This is a genomic window from Flavobacteriales bacterium (assembly GCA_016700415.1).
Lineage (GTDB): Bacteria > Bacteroidota > Bacteroidia > Flavobacteriales_F > PHOS-HE28 > PHOS-HE28.
The window spans coordinates 2621621-2638787 of the sequence record CP065018.1 but is presented as its reverse complement, the minus strand read 5'-3'; the positions used below and the strand labels follow the sequence as shown (position 1 = coordinate 2638787).

The 17167-nt window shown below is 59.5% G+C and carries 16 protein-coding genes; 4 read left to right on the top strand and 12 right to left on the bottom strand.

Annotated elements, in window-relative coordinates; translation table 11 throughout:
• Positions 1–5: 5 nt before the first annotated feature.
• The 3 genes from IPP95_11045 to lipB all read right to left on the bottom strand — a co-directional run bounded on the left by IPP95_11045 (position 6) and on the right by lipB (position 2791).
• Positions 6–734 carry a 3'-5' exonuclease gene (locus IPP95_11045; GenBank protein QQS71719.1) on the bottom strand — a complete coding sequence of 243 codons (729 nt, stop codon included), beginning with the start codon at positions 732–734 and terminating at the stop codon, positions 6–8.
• A gap of 119 nt (positions 735–853) precedes the next feature.
• On the bottom strand, positions 854–2026 hold the full coding sequence (locus IPP95_11040; protein QQS71718.1) for a serine hydrolase: 1173 nt from the start codon (positions 2024–2026) through the stop codon (positions 854–856).
• A gap of 63 nt (positions 2027–2089) precedes the next feature.
• Positions 2090–2791: a lipoyl(octanoyl) transferase LipB gene (lipB, locus tag IPP95_11035; GenBank protein QQS71717.1), complete on the bottom strand. Its 702-nt coding sequence runs from the start codon at positions 2789–2791 to the stop codon at positions 2090–2092.
• A 205-nt stretch (positions 2792–2996) separates the two neighbouring features.
• Between lipB and uvrC the strand changes: the two genes are divergently transcribed.
• Genes uvrC through IPP95_11020 form a run of 3 tightly spaced genes read left to right on the top strand, consistent with a single transcriptional unit; the run spans position 2997 to position 7250 of the window.
• Positions 2997–4799 carry an excinuclease ABC subunit UvrC gene (gene uvrC, locus IPP95_11030; GenBank protein ID QQS71716.1) on the top strand — a complete coding sequence of 601 codons (1803 nt, stop codon included), beginning with the start codon at positions 2997–2999 and terminating at the stop codon, positions 4797–4799.
• A gap of 6 nt (positions 4800–4805) precedes the next feature.
• Positions 4806–5813 carry a glycosyltransferase gene (locus IPP95_11025; GenBank protein QQS71715.1) on the top strand — a complete coding sequence of 336 codons (1008 nt, stop codon included), beginning with the start codon at positions 4806–4808 and terminating at the stop codon, positions 5811–5813.
• Between the two features lie 36 nt (positions 5814–5849).
• Positions 5850–7250 (top strand): aldehyde dehydrogenase family protein, encoded by a 1401-nt coding sequence (locus tag IPP95_11020; protein QQS71714.1) that lies wholly within the window; start codon positions 5850–5852, stop codon positions 7248–7250.
• Positions 7251–7282: 32 nt separating this feature from the next.
• Here IPP95_11020 and IPP95_11015 read toward each other — a convergent pair whose 3' ends face one another.
• Positions 7283–7522, bottom strand: a complete 240-nt coding sequence (locus IPP95_11015; protein ID QQS71713.1) for a hypothetical protein — start codon at positions 7520–7522, stop codon at positions 7283–7285.
• A 160-nt stretch (positions 7523–7682) separates the two neighbouring features.
• On the opposite strand from IPP95_11015, the gene IPP95_11010 reads away from it, so the two are divergent.
• Positions 7683–9155, top strand: a complete 1473-nt coding sequence (locus IPP95_11010) for an aldehyde dehydrogenase family protein (protein QQS71712.1) — start codon at positions 7683–7685, stop codon at positions 9153–9155.
• A gap of 148 nt (positions 9156–9303) precedes the next feature.
• Here IPP95_11010 and lpxD read toward each other — a convergent pair whose 3' ends face one another.
• The 8 genes from lpxD to IPP95_10970 all read right to left on the bottom strand — a co-directional run bounded on the left by lpxD (position 9304) and on the right by IPP95_10970 (position 17097).
• Complete coding sequence (lpxD, locus tag IPP95_11005; protein QQS71711.1) at positions 9304–10317, bottom strand: UDP-3-O-(3-hydroxymyristoyl)glucosamine N-acyltransferase; 1014 nt, start codon at positions 10315–10317, stop codon at positions 9304–9306.
• 34 nt (positions 10318–10351) lie between these two features.
• Positions 10352–11338 (bottom strand): bifunctional phosphoglucose/phosphomannose isomerase, encoded by a 987-nt coding sequence (locus tag IPP95_11000; GenBank protein QQS71710.1) that lies wholly within the window; start codon positions 11336–11338, stop codon positions 10352–10354.
• 174 nt (positions 11339–11512) lie between these two features.
• On the bottom strand, positions 11513–13312 hold the full coding sequence (locus tag IPP95_10995; protein ID QQS71709.1) for a tetratricopeptide repeat protein: 1800 nt from the start codon (positions 13310–13312) through the stop codon (positions 11513–11515).
• A gap of 12 nt (positions 13313–13324) precedes the next feature.
• Positions 13325–14251, bottom strand: a complete 927-nt coding sequence (locus IPP95_10990) for a substrate-binding domain-containing protein (protein QQS71708.1) — start codon at positions 14249–14251, stop codon at positions 13325–13327.
• A gap of 20 nt (positions 14252–14271) precedes the next feature.
• Positions 14272–14439, bottom strand: a complete 168-nt coding sequence (locus IPP95_10985) for a hypothetical protein (protein ID QQS71707.1) — start codon at positions 14437–14439, stop codon at positions 14272–14274.
• Positions 14440–14472: 33 nt separating this feature from the next.
• Positions 14473–15339, bottom strand: a complete 867-nt coding sequence (locus IPP95_10980) for an energy transducer TonB (protein ID QQS71706.1) — start codon at positions 15337–15339, stop codon at positions 14473–14475.
• Between the two features lie 291 nt (positions 15340–15630).
• On the bottom strand, positions 15631–16470 hold the full coding sequence (locus IPP95_10975; protein ID QQS71705.1) for a TonB family protein: 840 nt from the start codon (positions 16468–16470) through the stop codon (positions 15631–15633).
• A 3-nt stretch (positions 16471–16473) separates the two neighbouring features.
• A complete protein-coding gene (locus IPP95_10970) occupies positions 16474–17097 on the bottom strand; it encodes a biopolymer transporter ExbD (GenBank protein QQS71704.1) in 624 nt (207 codons plus the stop codon).
• Positions 17098–17167 lie beyond the last annotated feature (70 nt).

Sequence of the window (17167 nt, the reverse complement as noted above, 5' to 3'; positions counted from 1 at the left end):
GAAGGTCACACCAACGCAATATCCTTCTCCTTCACCACAGCTTCCCCGCGCAACCGCAGATACAGCTGCGCCGTGGCCACCACGTCCTTCTTGCAGTAGGTGGCGATGCGCTCAAGGTCCTTGTCCTCGTAGTACACACGCGCCACGTCCGCACCGGAGATGTCGTCCTTGGGCGTGGGGATTCCGAGGATGTGCGTGAGCAGCGCCAGCGAGGTGAAGTTCTTGCGGTCGCCGAAGCTCCACATGTTCATGGTGTCGAGAAAGCCCACTTCCCACGGCTTCAGGCCGCCCACGTCCAGCAGCTTCGGCAGCTTGATGCCGTGTACGATGCAGCGCCGCGCGATCCACGGGAAGTCGAACTCCCTGCCGTTGTGGCCGCACAGCCAGTGGTCGTCCGTGCTGTAGTTCTTGTTGAGCATATCCACAAAGCGGTGGAGGACATCCCGCTCATCATCACCATGGAACGAGGTGACGCGCATGGCGTGGCCGCCGCCCTCCCGCTTCAGCCCACCCACACCGATGCAGATGATCTTCCCGAACTCGGAAAAAATACCTGCCCTGTCGCCATAAACCTCCTCCGCCGTCTTCCCGCCACGCTCCTGTTCAAAGCGTGTCTTGTCGCCGAAGAGCTTCGCGGTGCGTTCGTCCAGCTCGCTGAACTCCCGGACGGCAGGCACGGTCTCGATGTCCAAGAAGAGGATCTTGCTCAGGTCTTTCACGTGATCGGCTCGCATGGTGAGGAAATTATGGGATTTTGGACGCAGAGGCGCGGAGGCGCAGAGAAATGCTTTTGGTGATCGGTGAATGGAGAACTCGGACTCAAGACTCAATGACTCACGACTCAAGACTTCCTTCAAGGTTTCTCCGCCGCCACCGCTCGAGCGATCTCCGTGTACTCGAACACGTCCTTCGGGTGCCCGACGTCGTTGTGCTCCTCCCACTTCATCCCGGTGCGCACCATGATCAATCGTTCCTGCGGGATCACTACCACGTACTCGCCATGGTAGCCTCGGCAGTAGTACATCGGCATACCGTCCACGGTCGCGAGCCACCAGTAGTAGCCGTAGCGGTCGTTAGGTTCGCCCTTGTCCATCAGCTTCGCCGGCGTGATCGACTCCTTCCAGTATTCCTCCGGAACGATGCGGGTGCCCTTCCACATGCCGCTGTCCAACCATAACTGCCCGATGCGGCCGAAGTCGCGCGCAGTGGCATACAGGCAACAGAACGCCTTGAAGTCGCCATCCTTGCGGTCCTTGCCCCAATAGGCGTCGTGCTCCGCGCCGAGCGGCTTCCAGATCTTCTCCCGCACCAGGTCGTTCAGCGGCATGCCGTAGATCTTCTGCAACACATCGGACATGATCTGCGTGCTGCCGCTGATGTAGTCGAATTCCTGGCCCGGCTCCTCCCGGCAAGGCTGGTCCATCGCTAATCGGCTCACATCACTCCCGTAGTAGCCCTTGGCGTTGTCACTGAACGGGCTGGCGCCGCTCTCGCTCCAGTCCAGACCGGTGCTCATGGTGAGCAGGTTCCACAAGGTGATCTTCTTGTGGCATTCATCGAAGGTGTCGAACTCCGGCAAGTACTGGCCCACATGTGCATGCAGGTCGGGGATCTTGCCCTCCTTCATCGCAATGCCCACCAGTACGCTGATGTAGCTCTTCGCCACGCTGAAGCTGTTGCTCACGGAGTCGTCGCGCCAGCCCTCGAAATAATCCTCGAAGAGCAGGCTGTCGTCCTTGATCACCACGAAACCCACCGTGTTCAGCTTTTGGAGCGCGATGAGCTGTGCATCGGTGAGTGACAGCTTGCCATAGCGTGGGCTTTTCGGCCATGGCTGCGGGTCATCCGCAAGGATGACGTTGGAAGCGAAGAAATCCCGGTCATCGATCTCCGGCCCGCTACGCCCCATAAGGTAGGTGAAGCGCACACCCTTCACGATGTGGCCGTTGCCGGTGATGTAGCACAGGGTGATCAGCACCGCGATGATGCCGACGAGCCAAAGGAGGATCTTAAGAATGGTGCGCATGGGGGGTTGTTGCGGTCCGAAGATAGCCGGAGGGCGGTATCTGCGAGTTCTGCGGAAATAACCTCACACCAGCTCCACGTCGAACAGGTCCGCCAGCTCCAGCTTCAGCCGGTCCTTCACGCCTTGCATGTCCAGCAGGCCGCCCAGCTCCTTCGCCATGCAGGTGACGCCTTTGTCCGCGATGCCGCAGGGAACGATGTGGTCGAAGTAGCTCAGGTCCGTGTTCACATTGAACGCGAAGCCGTGCATGGTGACCCAGCGGCTGGCCTTGATGCCGAACGCACAGATCTTCCGCGCCTTGGCAGGGTCGTCGCCATCGAGCCATACACCGGTGAGGCCTTCGATCCGTCCCGCTTTGATCTTGTAGGCCTCCAGCGTGCCGATCACAGCCTCTTCCAAGGTGCGCAGGAAACGGTGTACATCGGTGAAGTGGTGGTCGAGGTCGAAGATGGGATAGCCCACGATCTGGCCTGGGCCGTGGTAGGTGATGTCGCCGCCGCGGTCGATCGGAAAGAACTGAACTCCTTCTCGGCGCAAACCCTCCTCGTTCAGCAACAGGTGCGCCGCCTTGCCGCTCTTGCCCAAGGTGTACACGTGCGGATGCTCGCAGAACAGGAGGTGATCATCCGTTGGCGTTTGTTGCTCCAAAGGCAGCTCCCGATTGGCTACCTTACGCGCGATGGTGGCTTGGAAAAGCTCCCTCTGGTAGTCCCACGCAATGGCGTAATCGATGGGGCCAAGGTCCTTGAAATGGATCGTTCTCACACCGCAAAGATCGGGTTCAAATGATTTAACCACAGAGGTCGCGGAGAGCGCAGAGGAATGCAAGAAAGAGATGTGTCATCAAGAAACGCACTGCCATTGGCAGCATGAGGGCGCAGAGGCCTAGGCGTCCAAATGCCCTTCTCCGCAAACTCTGCGTCCTCCGCGGTTAAAAGCCTACCAGGCACTCCGTAATTTTGCGGTGCCCATGCCTGCTCCTTTAAACGTCCGCGACAAGGTCTCCCTGCTTCCCAACAAGCCCGGTGTGTACCAGTTCTTCGACAGCGATGGCAAGATCCTCTACGTCGGCAAGGCCACCAGCCTAAGGAGCCGCGTTGGCAGCTACTTCGTCAAGAACCACCACGACGGCAAGACGCGGGTGCTGGTGAGCCACATTACCGACCTGCGCACCATCGTGGTGGAAACGCCCTACGACGCTTTGTTGCTCGAGAGTTCGCTGATCAAGGAATACCAGCCGCGCTACAACATCTTGTTGCGCGACGACAAGAGCTACCCGTGGATCCGCATCCGCAACGAGCACTACCCGCGCATCGAGGGTATGCGCAATCCGGAGGACGACGGCTCCGAGTATTTCGGCCCATTCGCCTCGGTGCGTGCCATGCGGACTCTCCTGAAGCTCGTCCACAAGCTGTACAAACTGCGCACCTGCAACTACGACCTCAGCCCGGCGAACCTCGCCAAGGGCAAGTACAAGCGCTGTTTGGAGTACCACCTCGGGAACTGTAGGGCCCCTTGCGAAGGATTGCAGGACGAAGCGGAGTACAACGCCAACGTCGCACAGGCCAGGCAATTGGTGAAGGGGCGCATCCGCGGTGTGGTGCGGCTCCTGAAAGAGCAAATGCACGCCCATGCTGAAAAGTTGGAATTCGAGGAAGCGGAGGAGGTGCGTGATCAGCTCGAGCAGTTGGAGAAGTACCAGGCCCGCAGCACCGTAGTGAACCCTGACATCGGCGACGTGGACGTGTACGGGCTGGCGCGCAACACGTTCAGCACCTTCGTGAACTACCTCCGCGTGATCGATGGTGCCGTCGTCCAGGGCATCACCATCGAGCTGAAACGCAAGCTGGACGAGCCCGATGACGAGGTACTGCAACTGGCGATCGCCGAACTACGCCAGCGCTACCGCAGCAACGCGCCCGAGGCCATCGTGCCAATGGACCCGGGCATCGAAATGCCGGAACTGCACTTCACCATTCCCCAGCGCGGCGACAAAAAGCACCTGCTGGACCTCAGCTCGCGCAACGCGCAGTACTTCATGCTGGACAAGCAGAAGCAGGAATCACTGGTGGACCCCGAGGCCGCCACCGACCGCATCCTCGAACAGCTCAAGCAGGACCTCCGCCTCAGCGAATTGCCGCGCCACATCGAGTGCTTCGACAACAGCAACACCCAAGGCACCGACCCCGTGAGCGCCTGCGTGGTCTTCAAGGACGCCAAGCCCAGTAAGAAGGATTACCGCCACTTCAACATCCGCACCGTGGAAGGGCCGGACGATTTCGCCAGCATGGAAGAGGCCGTGGAACGGCGTTATGCGAGACTGATCACCGATGGCGAACCAATGCCGCAATTGGTGGTGATCGATGGCGGCAAGGGCCAATTGCACGCCGCCCTCAATGTCTTCGACCGCCTCGGCCTGCGTGGAAAGGTCGCACTGGTCGGCATCGCGAAGAACCTCGAGGAGATCTTCTTCCCCGGTGATCCCTATCCGCTGCACATCGACAAGCGCAGCACCAGCCTGCGGCTCATTCAGCACATGCGCAACGAGGCCCACCGTTTCGGCATCACGCACCACCGCGGCAAACGCAGCAAACGCACCGTGCGCACCGCATTGGAGGACATCCCCGGCATCGGCCCCGGCACCGCACAGAAACTGCTCAAGCGCTTCGGCTCCATCAAGGGCCTCCGCGAAGCCGCGAGTGAAGAAGTGGTAGCGGAGATCGGCGCGAAGAAGGCGGAGGTGGTGCTGAAGGGGCTGGCGGTGTCTGAGTGATCGAGGATGAAGTTGCGACCTGGCGTTTCCGTGATCCTCCCCTTCTACAATATGGCCACCTCGCTCGATGCCGCCATCGCCAGCATTGCCGACCAATCCTTCACAGAGTGGGAACTGTTGCTGATCGACAATGCTTCTTCGGATGAAAGCACCGTTATCGCCAAACGCTGGGTGGCGAATGACGATCGCATCCGCGTGATCCAAGAGCTGAACATCGGCATCGCGAAAGCGCTCAACACCGGGCTAGCACACGCACAAGGCCGCCACATCGCCCGGATGGACGCCGACGACATCAGCCATCCTGAACGCTTCGCGAAACAGGTGGCCTATCTGGATGCGCATCCGGAGATCGATGCGTTGGGAACTCAAACAACATTCAATACAACAGTAGAAAGGAGCAGCGGCATGCGCTGGTTCACGAAGTGGCAGAATGCGATCCTAACGCCGCATGACCATTACGTAAAACGATTCGTGGACGCACCGCTCGCACATCCCACCGTGATGTTCCGCCGCGAACTGGTGGAGCAGCATGGCGGTTACGACACCGGTCCGCTGCCGGAGGACCATGAGCTTTGGCTGCGCTGGATGAACGCCGGAGTGCGCTTCGCGAAACTGCCCGAGGAATTGCTCACTTGGAATGACCATGCGCAACGGCTCAGTCGCACGCATGCCAACTACAGTGTGGATGCTTTCTTCACCACCAAGGCGAAGTGGTTGGCCAAGTGGCTGAAGCGGAAATTGAACAACCGTTCCGTCATCATCGCCGGCACCAGCAGGATGTGCCGGGAACGTGCCCGGATGCTGGAGGCGGAAGGCATCACCGTCCACGCCTTCACCGATGTGAAATCACGCGTTGTTCCGGGCTATGCATTTATCCCGCACGGCGGACTTCCGGCTTCCGGGAAAGCATTTATCGTCTCCTTCATCTCACAGCGCGGCACGGGTGATCGCATTGCGGAGTTCCTAGTTTCGCGGGGAATGGTGGAGGGAGAAGATTTCATTCTGGCGGCATAGCATCGCTGACCGGTTAACTTGGCACGACCCCAAACCATGGATTCCACATCAGCCACATCCGCGTTCCGGACCAATGAACTGGCCGCCCTACGCACCTGTTTCGACAGCGGCGCCACACGGCCCTACCGTGCCCGCCGCGATGCCCTGAAGGCCCTGAAGCGTGCATTGAAGAAGCACGAGGAAGCGTTGCTCAATGCCATGCACGCCGACATGCGCAAGCCACGTTTCGAGGCTTACATGGCCGACATTGGGATCGTATATGCGGAGATCAACGATGCGCTGGAAAGCCTGAGCGAATGGATGCAGCCCGAGGATGTTCCCACGCCGATCAGCCTGTGGCCCGCGAGCAGTTCCATCCATCCACAACCATTGGGCGTGGTGCTCATCATCTCCCCCTGGAACTATCCGGTGGTGCTTGCACTTTCACCGCTTGTGGGCGCCATCGCCGCGGGGAACTGTGCCGTGGTGAAGCCCAGCAATGAAGCTCCGCAGACCGCCATGGTGCTGCAGCAGATGATCACGGAGGCGTTCCGGAAAGATCATGTGTTCGTTGTGCAGGGATCCGGCAGCGCGGTGGTCCCGCCGTTGATCGACGCCTTCAATTTTGATCACATTTTCTTCACCGGGAGCACGGCCGTGGGCCGGAAGATCCTGTTGCAGGCCGCACCGCAGCTTACGCCCGTCACCTTGGAACTCGGTGGGAAAAGCCCCGCCATCGTGGACCGGAATGCCAACATCGATCAAGCGGCGAAGCGCATCGCATGGAGCAAGTTCTTCAACGCTGGCCAGACCTGTATCGCCACCGATCACGCCTTGGTGCATGCCTCGGTGATGGAACCTTTCCTCGCTGCCTTCGCGAAGCACACGGAGAACTTTTACGGCAAGGAGCCGCTGCAAAGCCCGCATTACGCACGGCTGGTGAATGACAAGAATTTTGAGCGCGTGAGAGGATACCTCGGCGATGGTCGCATCATTACTGGCGGCCAGCATGATGCAACGGAGCGCTACATCGCCCCCACCGTGCTCACGGATGTTTCGCTCATCAGCTCCGTGATGCAGGAGGAGATCTTCGGCCCGATCCTACCGGCGATCCCGTGGAACGAACCGGAGGAGGTGCTCGCGATCGTGCGCCGGAATCCCACGCCGCTGGCGCTATATGTCTTCAGCAAGAGCCGTTCGGCCCAGCGCTATTTCACGGAACGCATCGCCTTCGGCGGCGGGTGCATCAACCATTGCCTGCTGCACTTCGGCAATACGGAACTACCGTTCGGTGGCGTGGGCACCAGCGGCATGGGACGCTACCACGGCAAGCGCAGCTTTGACCTGTTCAGCCACCACAAAGGCATTGTGAGCGCCGGATCGCTGCCGGAACCGGGCATCCAATATCCGCCCTATTCCGGTTGGAAAGAGCGTATGCTGCGCGGGGCAATGAAGTAACGATCCGCTAATTAGCTGATGTGAATGATCAGCTAATCGGCTGGAGCTAATCGTTCGGCACGCTTCGGCAGAAGGCGGTCGCGCACCAGCAACATGTGCTTCTCGTCGCATTCCAGCGAGGCCACGCAACGGCCTTGCACCATGGTAGTGAACGTAAGCGGATCTGCAATGCCGTTGGTCTGGCAGAATTCTTCCACGTGATGGCAGAAGTGCTCGGCCGTGGGTTTGGCGTCCGGCCCGAGGAAATCCCAATGAAAACGGAGTGTAGGCATGAATGATGTTCGGGGGGCAAAGATCCGAATTCGTACGGATCGAACGGTCAGAAAGGATCTGCACTTCGTTGCGCTCGTAGCGAACGTTGCGGTTCCGACCTTCGCATTCCCTTTGCGCTCTTTGCGGATTAAGCCCACCCCGCAGTGGTAAATTTGCACCATGTCGAACACGATCACCTCCTCGGAAAAAGCCACTGAGCAGCACGGGCTGTTCACTCCCGCCAACTACATCAATGGCACCTGGAAGAAGGAGGGTGACGGTAGCTTCAACACCGTGGTGGACAAGTACCACGGCACCGAGCTGACGCGGATCCCGCACGCCACCGCGGCCCAGATGGAGGAGGCCATCGCCGCCGCGTACACCAGCCGTGCCACCGTGCATAAGCTGAGCGCCGGGGAACGCAACGAAAAGTTGGAGGCCTTGGCCAAGCTGATCGAAAAGCGCGCGGACAAGCTCGCGATGCTGATCGTGCAGGAAGCCGGAAAACCCATCGGTTATGCCAAGGGCGAGATCGCGCGCTGCATCACCACCGTTCGCACCGCCGCCGCAGAGGCGCTGCGGTTCACCGGCGAAATGACACCGATCGACTTCGGTGCAGGTGCCGGAAAAACGGCCTTCACCAAGCGCTTTCCCATCGGTGTTATCGGAGCGATCACACCGTTCAACTTCCCGCTGAACCTGGTGCTGCATAAGGTGGCACCGGCGATGGCCACGGGCTGCCCCGTAGTGCTGAAGCCAGCGCCACAAGCGCCGCTGAGCGCATTGGCATTAGCCGCCATGATGGAGGAGATCGGCTGGCCGAAGGGCGCTTTCAGCGTGCTGCTCTGCGGCAACCCCGTCGCTGAATTGTTGGTGAAGGATGAGCGCGTGGCCATGCTCAGCTTCACCGGAAGCGACAAAGTGGGCTGGCACTTGAAGGCGATCTGTGGAAAGAAGAAAGTGGCGCTGGAGCTCGGAGGCAATGCTGCGGTGATCATTGATGAAGGCACCGACCTCGCCGCCGCCGCCAAGAGCGTGGCCATGGGCGCGAATCTCTACGCGGGGCAAACGTGCATCAGCACACAGCGGATTTTCGTGGTGAAGCCCGAGTTTGAAAAATTCCGCGACCTGCTGGTGAAAGAATACAAAGCATTGAAGGCCGGCGACCCCGCCGACGCGTCGGTATCCGTAGGACCGATCATCGACAAGGGCCACTTCGAGCGCATCGGTTCTTGGCTGGACGAAGCAGTGAAAGGCGGTGCCAAACTGCTGGCCGGCGGCAAGCCCGTGGATCCCAAGCGCAACGTCTTCGCGGCAACACTGCTCACAGACACCAAGCATTCCATGAAAGTGGATTGCGCGGAAGTCTTCGGGCCGATCGCCGTCGTGGAATCAGTGAAGGACTTTGCCGCAGGCATCGCCCGCGTGAACGACAGTAACTACGGCCTACAGGCGGGCGTGTTCACCAATAACTTCAACCACGTAAAAAAGGCGCACGAGGAGCTGGAGGTCGGCGGTGTCATCATCAACAGCATCCCGGGCTTCCGCGTCGACAGCATGCCCTACGGCGGCATCAAGGACAGTGGCCTGGGCCGCGAAGGGCTGAAGTACGCGATGGAGGAAATGAGCGAGCCGCGATTGATAGTGTATTGAAGAAGTACCACAAAGGACGCTAAGGACACGAAGGATGCGGTATGGTCGGCAAGCTGAAGGAATGGATGCCACGCAGCGTGCGGTCCATTCTAAAGGAACCCCTTTGTGTTCTTCGTGTCCTTCGTGGTATAAAAACGAACGGCTTTTTTCAACCCTTTCCTTCGAGGTCCTTCACCCGTTCCACCAGCTTATCCAAATTCCGGAAATGGATGTAGCTCTTGCGGTACTTGCTCGCCTCCCATGCCGGTGAACCCATGTAACTCTCGCCCGCCTTGGTGTCCTTGCTGATGCCGCTCTGCGCCGCGATGATGGTGCCGTCGGCGATCTTCAGGTGGCCGATGATGCCCACCTGCCCGCTGAACATGCAGTTCTTGCCGATCTTGGTGCTGCCCGCCACCACGCCGCCCGCTGCGTAGTACGTGTTCTCGCCCACTTCCACGTTGTGCGCGATGTGGATCAGGTTGTCGAACTTGACGCCTTTACGCAGGATGGTGCTGCCGAGCGTAGCGCGGTCGATCGCACAGTTGGCGCCGATCTCCACATTGTCCTCGATCACCACGTTGCCGATCTGCGGGATCTTCTGTCCTCCGTCCGGGCCTGTGGCGAACCGGAATCCGTCGCTGCCGATCACCGTGCCGCTGTGGATGATACAATCCTTGCCCACCACGCAGTCTGAATAGATCTTCACGCCTGCATAAACGGTGGTTTTGTCGCCGATGGAAACGTTGTCCCCGATGTAAGCTTGCGGATAGATCTTCACGTTGTTGCCGATCCGCGCGTTCTCGCCAATGAAGGCCAGTGGACCGATGTAGCAATCTGAACCGTGCGTGGCACCTTCAGAGATCACGGCTTGCGGGGAAACGCCCTTCTTGTTGCGCTTGATCTGGTCGTACATCTCCAGCACTTTGGCGAATGCACTTTGTGCATCGGCCACGCGCACGAGGGTGGTCTTCACCGGTGCTGTCAGGGGAAGATCCTTGCCGATGATCACCACCGAGGCCGTGGTGCCGTAGACGTATTGCGTGTAGGCCGGGTTGGCCAGAAAAGAAAGCGAACCCGCGCCGCCTTCCTCGATCTTGGACAGGCGCGTGACCGTGGCTTGAGGATCGCCTTCAACGGTGCCTTGAAGAAGTTCGGCGATCTGGGTGGCGGTGAATTGCATCGGCCCAAGGTAAATACCCCACCGGCCGTTCCGCTTATTTCACCTCAGCCAACTTCCCCTTCAGCATGTTGATCACCCCGATCTCCGTGGCGTCCACACCTTTCTTCTCTGCGAGGTACCAGCTGGCCCAATCGCCGAGGTGTATGAGGTGCAACTGACGACCGAGCCGGTCATCGCCCTTACTCCACACCTCGAAGATGTGCGGCGTGTACTTCGCGAAGACCTCCTTGTTGATCTCCATCCGCATCTGGCTGCGCTCGTGGTCGTCCTTGTGACGGAAGATCGTCACGGCCAAGCTTTTGTCGCCACCAGCCCAGCCCACCAGCTCATTATGGTTCATCTCCGGGATGGCATGGTGCCAGCACAACTCCTTGCTGTTCTCGTTGAGCTGCTGCCGAAAGCGGATGCTCACCGCTTCCGTGGAGGCCTCACTGTAAATGATGGCGCGCTTTCCATGGAGCTTTCCCGCCAGTTCCTTGCCTTCGGCCTTGATCGCCTCCTGACCGGACTTCAACTGTTGCGCTGCACGGGCGATGGAGGTCTCAAAGTCGCTCTTGATGATGCCGAAATGCTTCAGCACGAAGAACTGTTGCGTGAGCGAATAGGCCAACATGGTACGCGGCGGATTGCCGCCCGGGATCACGATATGATCGAGGCCCTTCGCCTTGGCGGACTCCAGCATGGTGCCGCCGCTGGTGATGCAGACCACGCGTGCACCACTGGCCAACGCCTGATCCATGGCGGCCAAGGTCTCCTCGGTATTCCCACTATAACTGCAGGCGATCACCAAGCTGCCCTTGCCCACATAGGCCGGCAGGTAGTAGTTGCTGTACACCTCGATGGGGCAGGTGCCCTCGCCCGCGACGGCCTGCGCCGCGATCCGCCCTCCGATGCCGCTTCCGCCCAAGCCGGTGACGACCACATTGGTGTAAGGTCCGTCGGGAGCGCCGAGCTTGGCATTGCGGCCGATGGAAAGGGCTTCTTGAAGATGGTCGGGGAAATCACGGATGAGCTCGTACATCGGCGGCGGTTTCTTGACGGGTCGGTTTCTGTGGCGAAAATAGGCTGCTCATACGCAGCGCGGCATCGTTTGTTAGCGTTCCATATGCGGGTTCGGAGGAACATCTACAAGCCATAAGCTCTAAGCCTCAAGCTTAGGGCTTAGGGCTTAGAGCTTATGGCTTTCCTGACAGGCTCACTTCGGCACCGATGACAATTCACAATCGGACGGTTCCACGCTTTTGAGCTCCTTCATCTTCAGGAAGGTTTCGTCCACCTGCTGGGTGATGCTGGTACCCGCACCCAACGCGCTCACTTTCTCGAACCAGCACTTGGCCTTAGCACGGTCCATGCCAGCCTCGTTGTACAGGTAAAAGAGGCCCATGTAGTTATAAGCTTCCTCCAGATCGGCCTTGTGGCCGTCCTGCTCCTCAGGCTTCATCTTGCGGATGACCTCCTCGTAATAGGGTTTGGCGGACCAGGTCTTCACCTCGGCCGTGTCCATGCCCGCCCGGGCCCGTGCCCGGTAGAGGTAACCCTGATAGATGTTCGGTTGCTTGGCGATGTACTCCGCCCAGGCACTGTCCGCGGTCTGGTACATCTTGGCCCGGTTCGCCATGGCGCCGAGGTAGTACCAATCGTTGACCTCCGGCTTACCAGCGTTGATCTTCTCCTGCATTGCGGAAACGGCCTTGCCGTACGCTTTGGCATCGGTGAATGCTTTCGCCGCTTCCAGATAGAGATAGTCCTTGGCCTTGTCCATGCGGGCCGCCTTCAGGTACATCTCAGCGGCGAGGGAGTCGTAGGGCGCTAATTTGAAGCTCACCGTGGTGGAACCGTCCGCGTTCGGCGTGGAACCCGCATAGTGGGCCACATCGCCGTTCACTTGGGCGGTGCCGTTCGGGTCGATGTTGATGGGCGGGTTCTTTTCGAGGTCCTTGGCCAGTCCTTGGTAGATCTTCCCTTGGTATTCATAGTCCAAGCTGATCACCTTGTCGGTGGGTTGTTCTGCGAAGTACTCCTTCATGGTGGTGTTCGCAGCCGCGAAATCACCCTTTTCGGTGAGGTCGAACGCTTTGAGACGCTTCAGCACCATGTTCTTCACGCCCTCATTCTCCAAGGCTTGGATCTCGCTCAGGCTCTGGTCATACTTCTTCACCAAAAAGAGGAACTGCGCATTGCGCACACGGGCGCTGGTGCTACCGCTGTTCAACTGCAGGTATTTCTGCATGTCGGCATTGGCTTTGTCGAAGTCGCGCGCCATGAAGTAGGCTTCCGCACGGCCGCGGTAGGCCGGAGCGAAGCCGGGATCCAGGGTAATGGCATTGGTGTATTCCTCGATGGAGCTGGGGAAGTTCTTCGCCCGGTAGTACATGAAGGCCTTGCGCGCCACGGGCTTCGCGTTCAAGGGGTCCAACTGCATGGCCTGCTTGTAGTTCTCCAACGGGGCCGAGCCATCGCGCGGGTTCTGGTCGAACTGGACGTCCCCCTTCAGGATGTACGCCTCGGGGTCCTTCGGGTATAGGTCGATGGCCTTTTTGATCAGCACCAGTGCGGCTGCGTGATCCGGTTGCTTGCCTGCCACAAGACCCTCGGCCTCTTCGCGGTAGGTGGCTGCGATCTGTGCCTTACTGTATTTGTTGGACTTGAGCTCCGCGGTTTCCGTGGCTTTCGCGAACTGGGCCTGAGCCTCGGTGGCCTTCCCCTGCTCATGGAGCACCTTGCCCAAACCCGCGTAGTTCAGGGCATACGTCGGGTTCACCTGGATGCCTCTCCGATAGGCTGCTTCCGCACTGTCCGAACGGTCTTCGGCGAAGTAGTTCTCGCCTAAGTAGAACCAGGCCTCCCCACTGGTCGGGGAACTTTCCACGATACGCTTAAACACGGCCGTGGCTTTCTCGAACTGCTCGTTATCGGTCAGCTTGATGGCTTCCGGCAATTGCGCAAAGGCACCAAAAGTGATACAAATGGATCCTATTGTCAGGAAGGTCTTCATTCCAGGGTTGATCTAGTGGGCGACGATCTCAATGTTCCGCGGAGGCACCGTGATGGGGGCTACACCGAGCTTGAGTATGATGCGTTGTCCTTTATGGTTGGCGACAAAGGAAACAAAACCAGTGCCAAGACCGCTTTTCCCCTCTGTCAACAGCATGTTCATGGTCCGTCGGAGCGGGTATTGGCCGTCCGCGATGGTGCTTTGGCTGGGGAGAATGGCAGCGGAGTCCGACGCAAATGCGACAGGAAGCAGTTTCACCTGGTCCCGCAGGGTTCGCATGTCCGCATTGTCCAGATCGCTGATGGCCGCGAAGGGGATGAAACCGATGGCCCGAACGTCCCTGGAGACCTGTGCGACCACGGTCTCCACATCCGGCAAGGCTCCACCGCGGATACCCTGCAAGTGTAAAGAATCGATCAGCATCCGTGCCACTCCGCTGCCACTGCCGGCGAACACCGCCCGCAAGGGATGGATGGTGCTGGAGTTCTCCATATCGGTCGTCACCCGTACAGCGGTCGTGTCGCTGATCAAGATGGCCTTGATCTGCTGCAGGTCCAGCCGTGCGATGGGACTCGCCTTGTTCACCACCACGGCGATGGCATCGGTATAGATGGGCACCACGGGCAAGGCGCTCAATTTCCGTTCCCTGAAGTCGGCCTGCTGATCGGGGCCGTACGCCACGGAGGACACCACGCAGCGCACGCTGTCGTTCATCATCGCCTTCAGCAGCTCGCCTTCGGTCATGTAGCGCACCTCTATCTCGGCTTTTGGATAGAAGGAATGGAAAATGACGGCCTCCTGTTCGATCACCGGCCGGCTGTCCACGTCGGCCAGCACGATCACCTTGCCGGAGGTGGGCGTGTCGTCATTGTAGGGATCGGGCGCGGTGAATTCGCACCCGGCGAGTAACAGGGCGCAGGCGGCCCCGAAGAGGGCCACGGACGGTAGGGTACGGGGTTTCACTGTTCTTCCCGGCTTTGAGCCTGCTTACGCTGCCACATAAATCCACGGACCGCACCATATATCAGCAGGATGATCCCCAATGGGACACGGAATCTGGAGACCTGCGGATAGAGGAAGTTGGTGAACAGGATCAAGCAGCCGGCCACCGCATAGACCACGCTCATTATTAGTGCGAAATACTTCATCGATCTGAACCACTATCGGGTCTCAAATCTAATGGGCAATGTGAGGCGGCACCGCACTTCATGCCCGTTCATGCGGGCGGGCTTCCACTTTGGCATGCGCCGCACAGTGCGTTCGGCCGCGCTCTTGTAGCTCTTTTGCTTGCCTTTCACCGCATGCACATCCTCCACGCTGCCGTCCAGACCCACGGTGAACTGCACGTAGACAACATCCTTTCCTTCCACATCGGCAGGAAAAACCAGATGGCGCCGCACCCATTCGCCAAGGGCCGCCTCGCCGCCGGGGAACTGCGGCACCTCCTGCACTTCGAAACCGTCCCACACTGCCGTACCATCATCGGTGCCTGTGCCCGTACCTCCCCCGGTAGTGCCAAGGAGCCCCGTGCCACCGCCCGTGGCTGGCCCCCCCGGACCAGGCCCCGGGGCTAAGCCGGGACCGGCGGTGTCTTTGGGTAGTTCCGGCGGCTCCACGAGGCTATCCACCGCCTGCACATAGCGCTGCTGGTCCGGCTTCGCGGGCGGAGCTACGGTCGCTGTTCGGGGTGTTGAGGGTTTCGGGGGCTGCGGAGGAGATACGAACAGCTGGCCCAGGTCCACGTCCACCACCACGGGTGGCGGGGCCTGAGGCCCTGCAACCGAGTTGAAGTGTGCGATCACCGAAGGTACCAGGACCGAAACACCGAAGAGGCCGATGGCGCCCAACAAAGCCACGCCCATGCGCTTCCCGTAATCCGTGCGCAGTCGATAGGCCCCGTATTCCCGGTTGCGGTCGGCGAACACGAGCGCATTGCGTTCGGTCTGTGTCTCGTCACTCCACGAGCGGCCCAAGCCTACTGCCAGAAAGAACAGGACGAGAAGTATCAATGCTGCGGTGATGATCATGACGATGCGCTGTTAGTTGAACATGGTTACCGTTCAACTGTACAACCCGGAAGGCCCGGCGTTCATTGCACCGATGGCCCGATCGTCACGACCGTTGCTCAAGGCACCTCCGTAAGTGCGTCCGTTTTCAATACCGTGTCACCAATGCCCGGTCAATTAAAGAAGGGGGAAAGCTCGCGCCAACACGTAGTATCCAGCAACTTTCAATGTATGGCCCCTCTGGAAGGAGCGAAGGGCTGAGCAATAGGAATGCGTAATGTCCCGGTTGCGGCCGAACAGCCTGGAACTACCCTACTTCAGCTTGAAGTCCACCGGTATGGTGAAGCGGACCTTCACGGCCTTGCCGTTCATCTTGCCGGGGCTCCACTTGGGCATGGACTTCACCGCGCGCAGTGCCTCCTTGTCCAGACCGGGGCTTACGCCCCGCCGGATCTTGACATCCTCCACGCTGCCGTCCCTTTCCACCACGAACTCCACGTAGACCTTGCCCTGGATGCCCGCGTCGAACTCCATGTCCGGGTACTTGGTGTTCTTCTGCAGGTAGGCGTACATCTTGGCCATGCCTCCGGGGAAATCCGGTTGCTCCTGCACTGCGGCGAGGTCGTAGGTGGGTTCCTCCACCGGAGGGGGAGGCGGTGGCGCATCGATCTTCTGGCCTTCCTGGGTGGTGGTGCTGGCAGTTGTCTCGCTCAGGTCTTCCTGGGTGGGTGGGGGGGCCTCCACAGGCTCGTCGGCGGCTTCCACGGCCACAAATTGAACGGTCTCGATCTGGGGCTGGGGGGGAGGCACGACTTCCGGCGGGGGTGGCGGTTCCTCTGGCTGATCTTCCTGGAAGAGGTCCAGGTTCACGTCCACGATCTTCACCTTATCCGGTTCTTTTTCCTTGGTCCCGATCTTGGAGACAACGAAAGGGGTGCCCACGACCACCACGAAGAAGGCGATAGCGAGCACCATGGCCAAGCCGAAGCGGCGGCTGTAATCGCGCCGCAGGTCATATGCGCCATAGTCCTTATGGCGTTGGGCGAATACGGTGTCGTTGCGCAGGTCTTGGAGCACGTTCATCCACGAGGTATCGTACGTGAGCACCATGCTCAATAGGAGCAATACTGCTATGATGATCACGTAGGTCATGGCTTAGAATTTGAGTTTCTCAGCGTCCAGGACGGTCTCTTCCGCAGGCTTGATCGTGTCCTGCACAGCGTATTTGCCAATGCCAGCGATGGCCATATCGTCCACCATGTCGATCATGTTGCGGTACTTGGCGTCCTTGTCCGGTTTGATGATCACGAAAAGGGCCTCCTTCTCCTTTTGCGCCAGGTTTTTCAACGAGTCATAGGCCGTCTCGTTGATCTCGTTGGCGTTGAGCTTTCGGCCCAGTTCCTGAATCCGGTCGAAGGTGGTCTTGTTCCAGTCGATCAGCAAGGGGGTGATCTTGCTGAAGTCCGTGCGTGTAAGCTGGGTTTCGCCAGGCTTGAAAGCGTCCTTGTAGTACAGGATCTGGTCCTCCTTGGTCAGGAACAAGGTGAGGGCGTTGTTCACTTTGTCCAGCTCAGGCTTGTCCTTCTCGTCCGGCGGCACCGGGAAGGTGAGCTGCAAGGTGGACGGCTTGTACATGGTAGTGGTGAGGATGAAGAAGGTGAGCAACAGAAAGGCCAGATCGACCATGGGCGTCATGTCGATATGGGTGCTGCCTTTCTTGGCCCGCTTCTTCTGGTGGCGTGCTCCGCCACCGCCATCCCCTTGTTGTACGTCTGCCATGGCTCTTCAGTGATACCCCCGGTGGGCGGGGCTTTCCGTGGTTGCTTCGTTGCTCAGTGGACGCCTTTCA

What these genes read in the sequence shown, in the direction of transcription:
- IPP95_11045 (QQS71719.1), bottom strand. Translation starts at nt 734, where the DNA reads ATGCGAGCCGATCACGTGAAAGACCTGAGCAAGATCCTCTTCTTGGAC.
- IPP95_11040 (QQS71718.1), bottom strand. Translation starts at nt 2,026, where the DNA reads ATGCGCACCATTCTTAAGATCCTCCTTTGGCTCGTCGGCATCATCGCG.
- uvrC (QQS71716.1), top strand. Translation starts at nt 2,997, where the DNA reads ATGCCTGCTCCTTTAAACGTCCGCGACAAGGTCTCCCTGCTTCCCAAC.
- IPP95_11025 (QQS71715.1), top strand. Translation starts at nt 4,806, where the DNA reads ATGAAGTTGCGACCTGGCGTTTCCGTGATCCTCCCCTTCTACAATATG.
- IPP95_11020 (QQS71714.1), top strand. Translation starts at nt 5,850, where the DNA reads ATGGATTCCACATCAGCCACATCCGCGTTCCGGACCAATGAACTGGCC.
- IPP95_11015 (QQS71713.1), bottom strand. Translation starts at nt 7,522, where the DNA reads ATGCCTACACTCCGTTTTCATTGGGATTTCCTCGGGCCGGACGCCAAA.
- IPP95_11010 (QQS71712.1), top strand. Translation starts at nt 7,683, where the DNA reads ATGTCGAACACGATCACCTCCTCGGAAAAAGCCACTGAGCAGCACGGG.
- lpxD (QQS71711.1), bottom strand. Translation starts at nt 10,317, where the DNA reads ATGCAATTCACCGCCACCCAGATCGCCGAACTTCTTCAAGGCACCGTT.
- IPP95_11000 (QQS71710.1), bottom strand. Translation starts at nt 11,338, where the DNA reads ATGTACGAGCTCATCCGTGATTTCCCCGACCATCTTCAAGAAGCCCTT.
- IPP95_10995 (QQS71709.1), bottom strand. Translation starts at nt 13,312, where the DNA reads ATGAAGACCTTCCTGACAATAGGATCCATTTGTATCACTTTTGGTGCC.
- IPP95_10985 (QQS71707.1), bottom strand. Translation starts at nt 14,439, where the DNA reads ATGAGCGTGGTCTATGCGGTGGCCGGCTGCTTGATCCTGTTCACCAAC.
- IPP95_10980 (QQS71706.1), bottom strand. Translation starts at nt 15,339, where the DNA reads ATGATCATCACCGCAGCATTGATACTTCTCGTCCTGTTCTTTCTGGCA.
- IPP95_10975 (QQS71705.1), bottom strand. Translation starts at nt 16,470, where the DNA reads ATGACCTACGTGATCATCATAGCAGTATTGCTCCTATTGAGCATGGTG.
- IPP95_10970 (QQS71704.1), bottom strand. Translation starts at nt 17,097, where the DNA reads ATGGCAGACGTACAACAAGGGGATGGCGGTGGCGGAGCACGCCACCAG.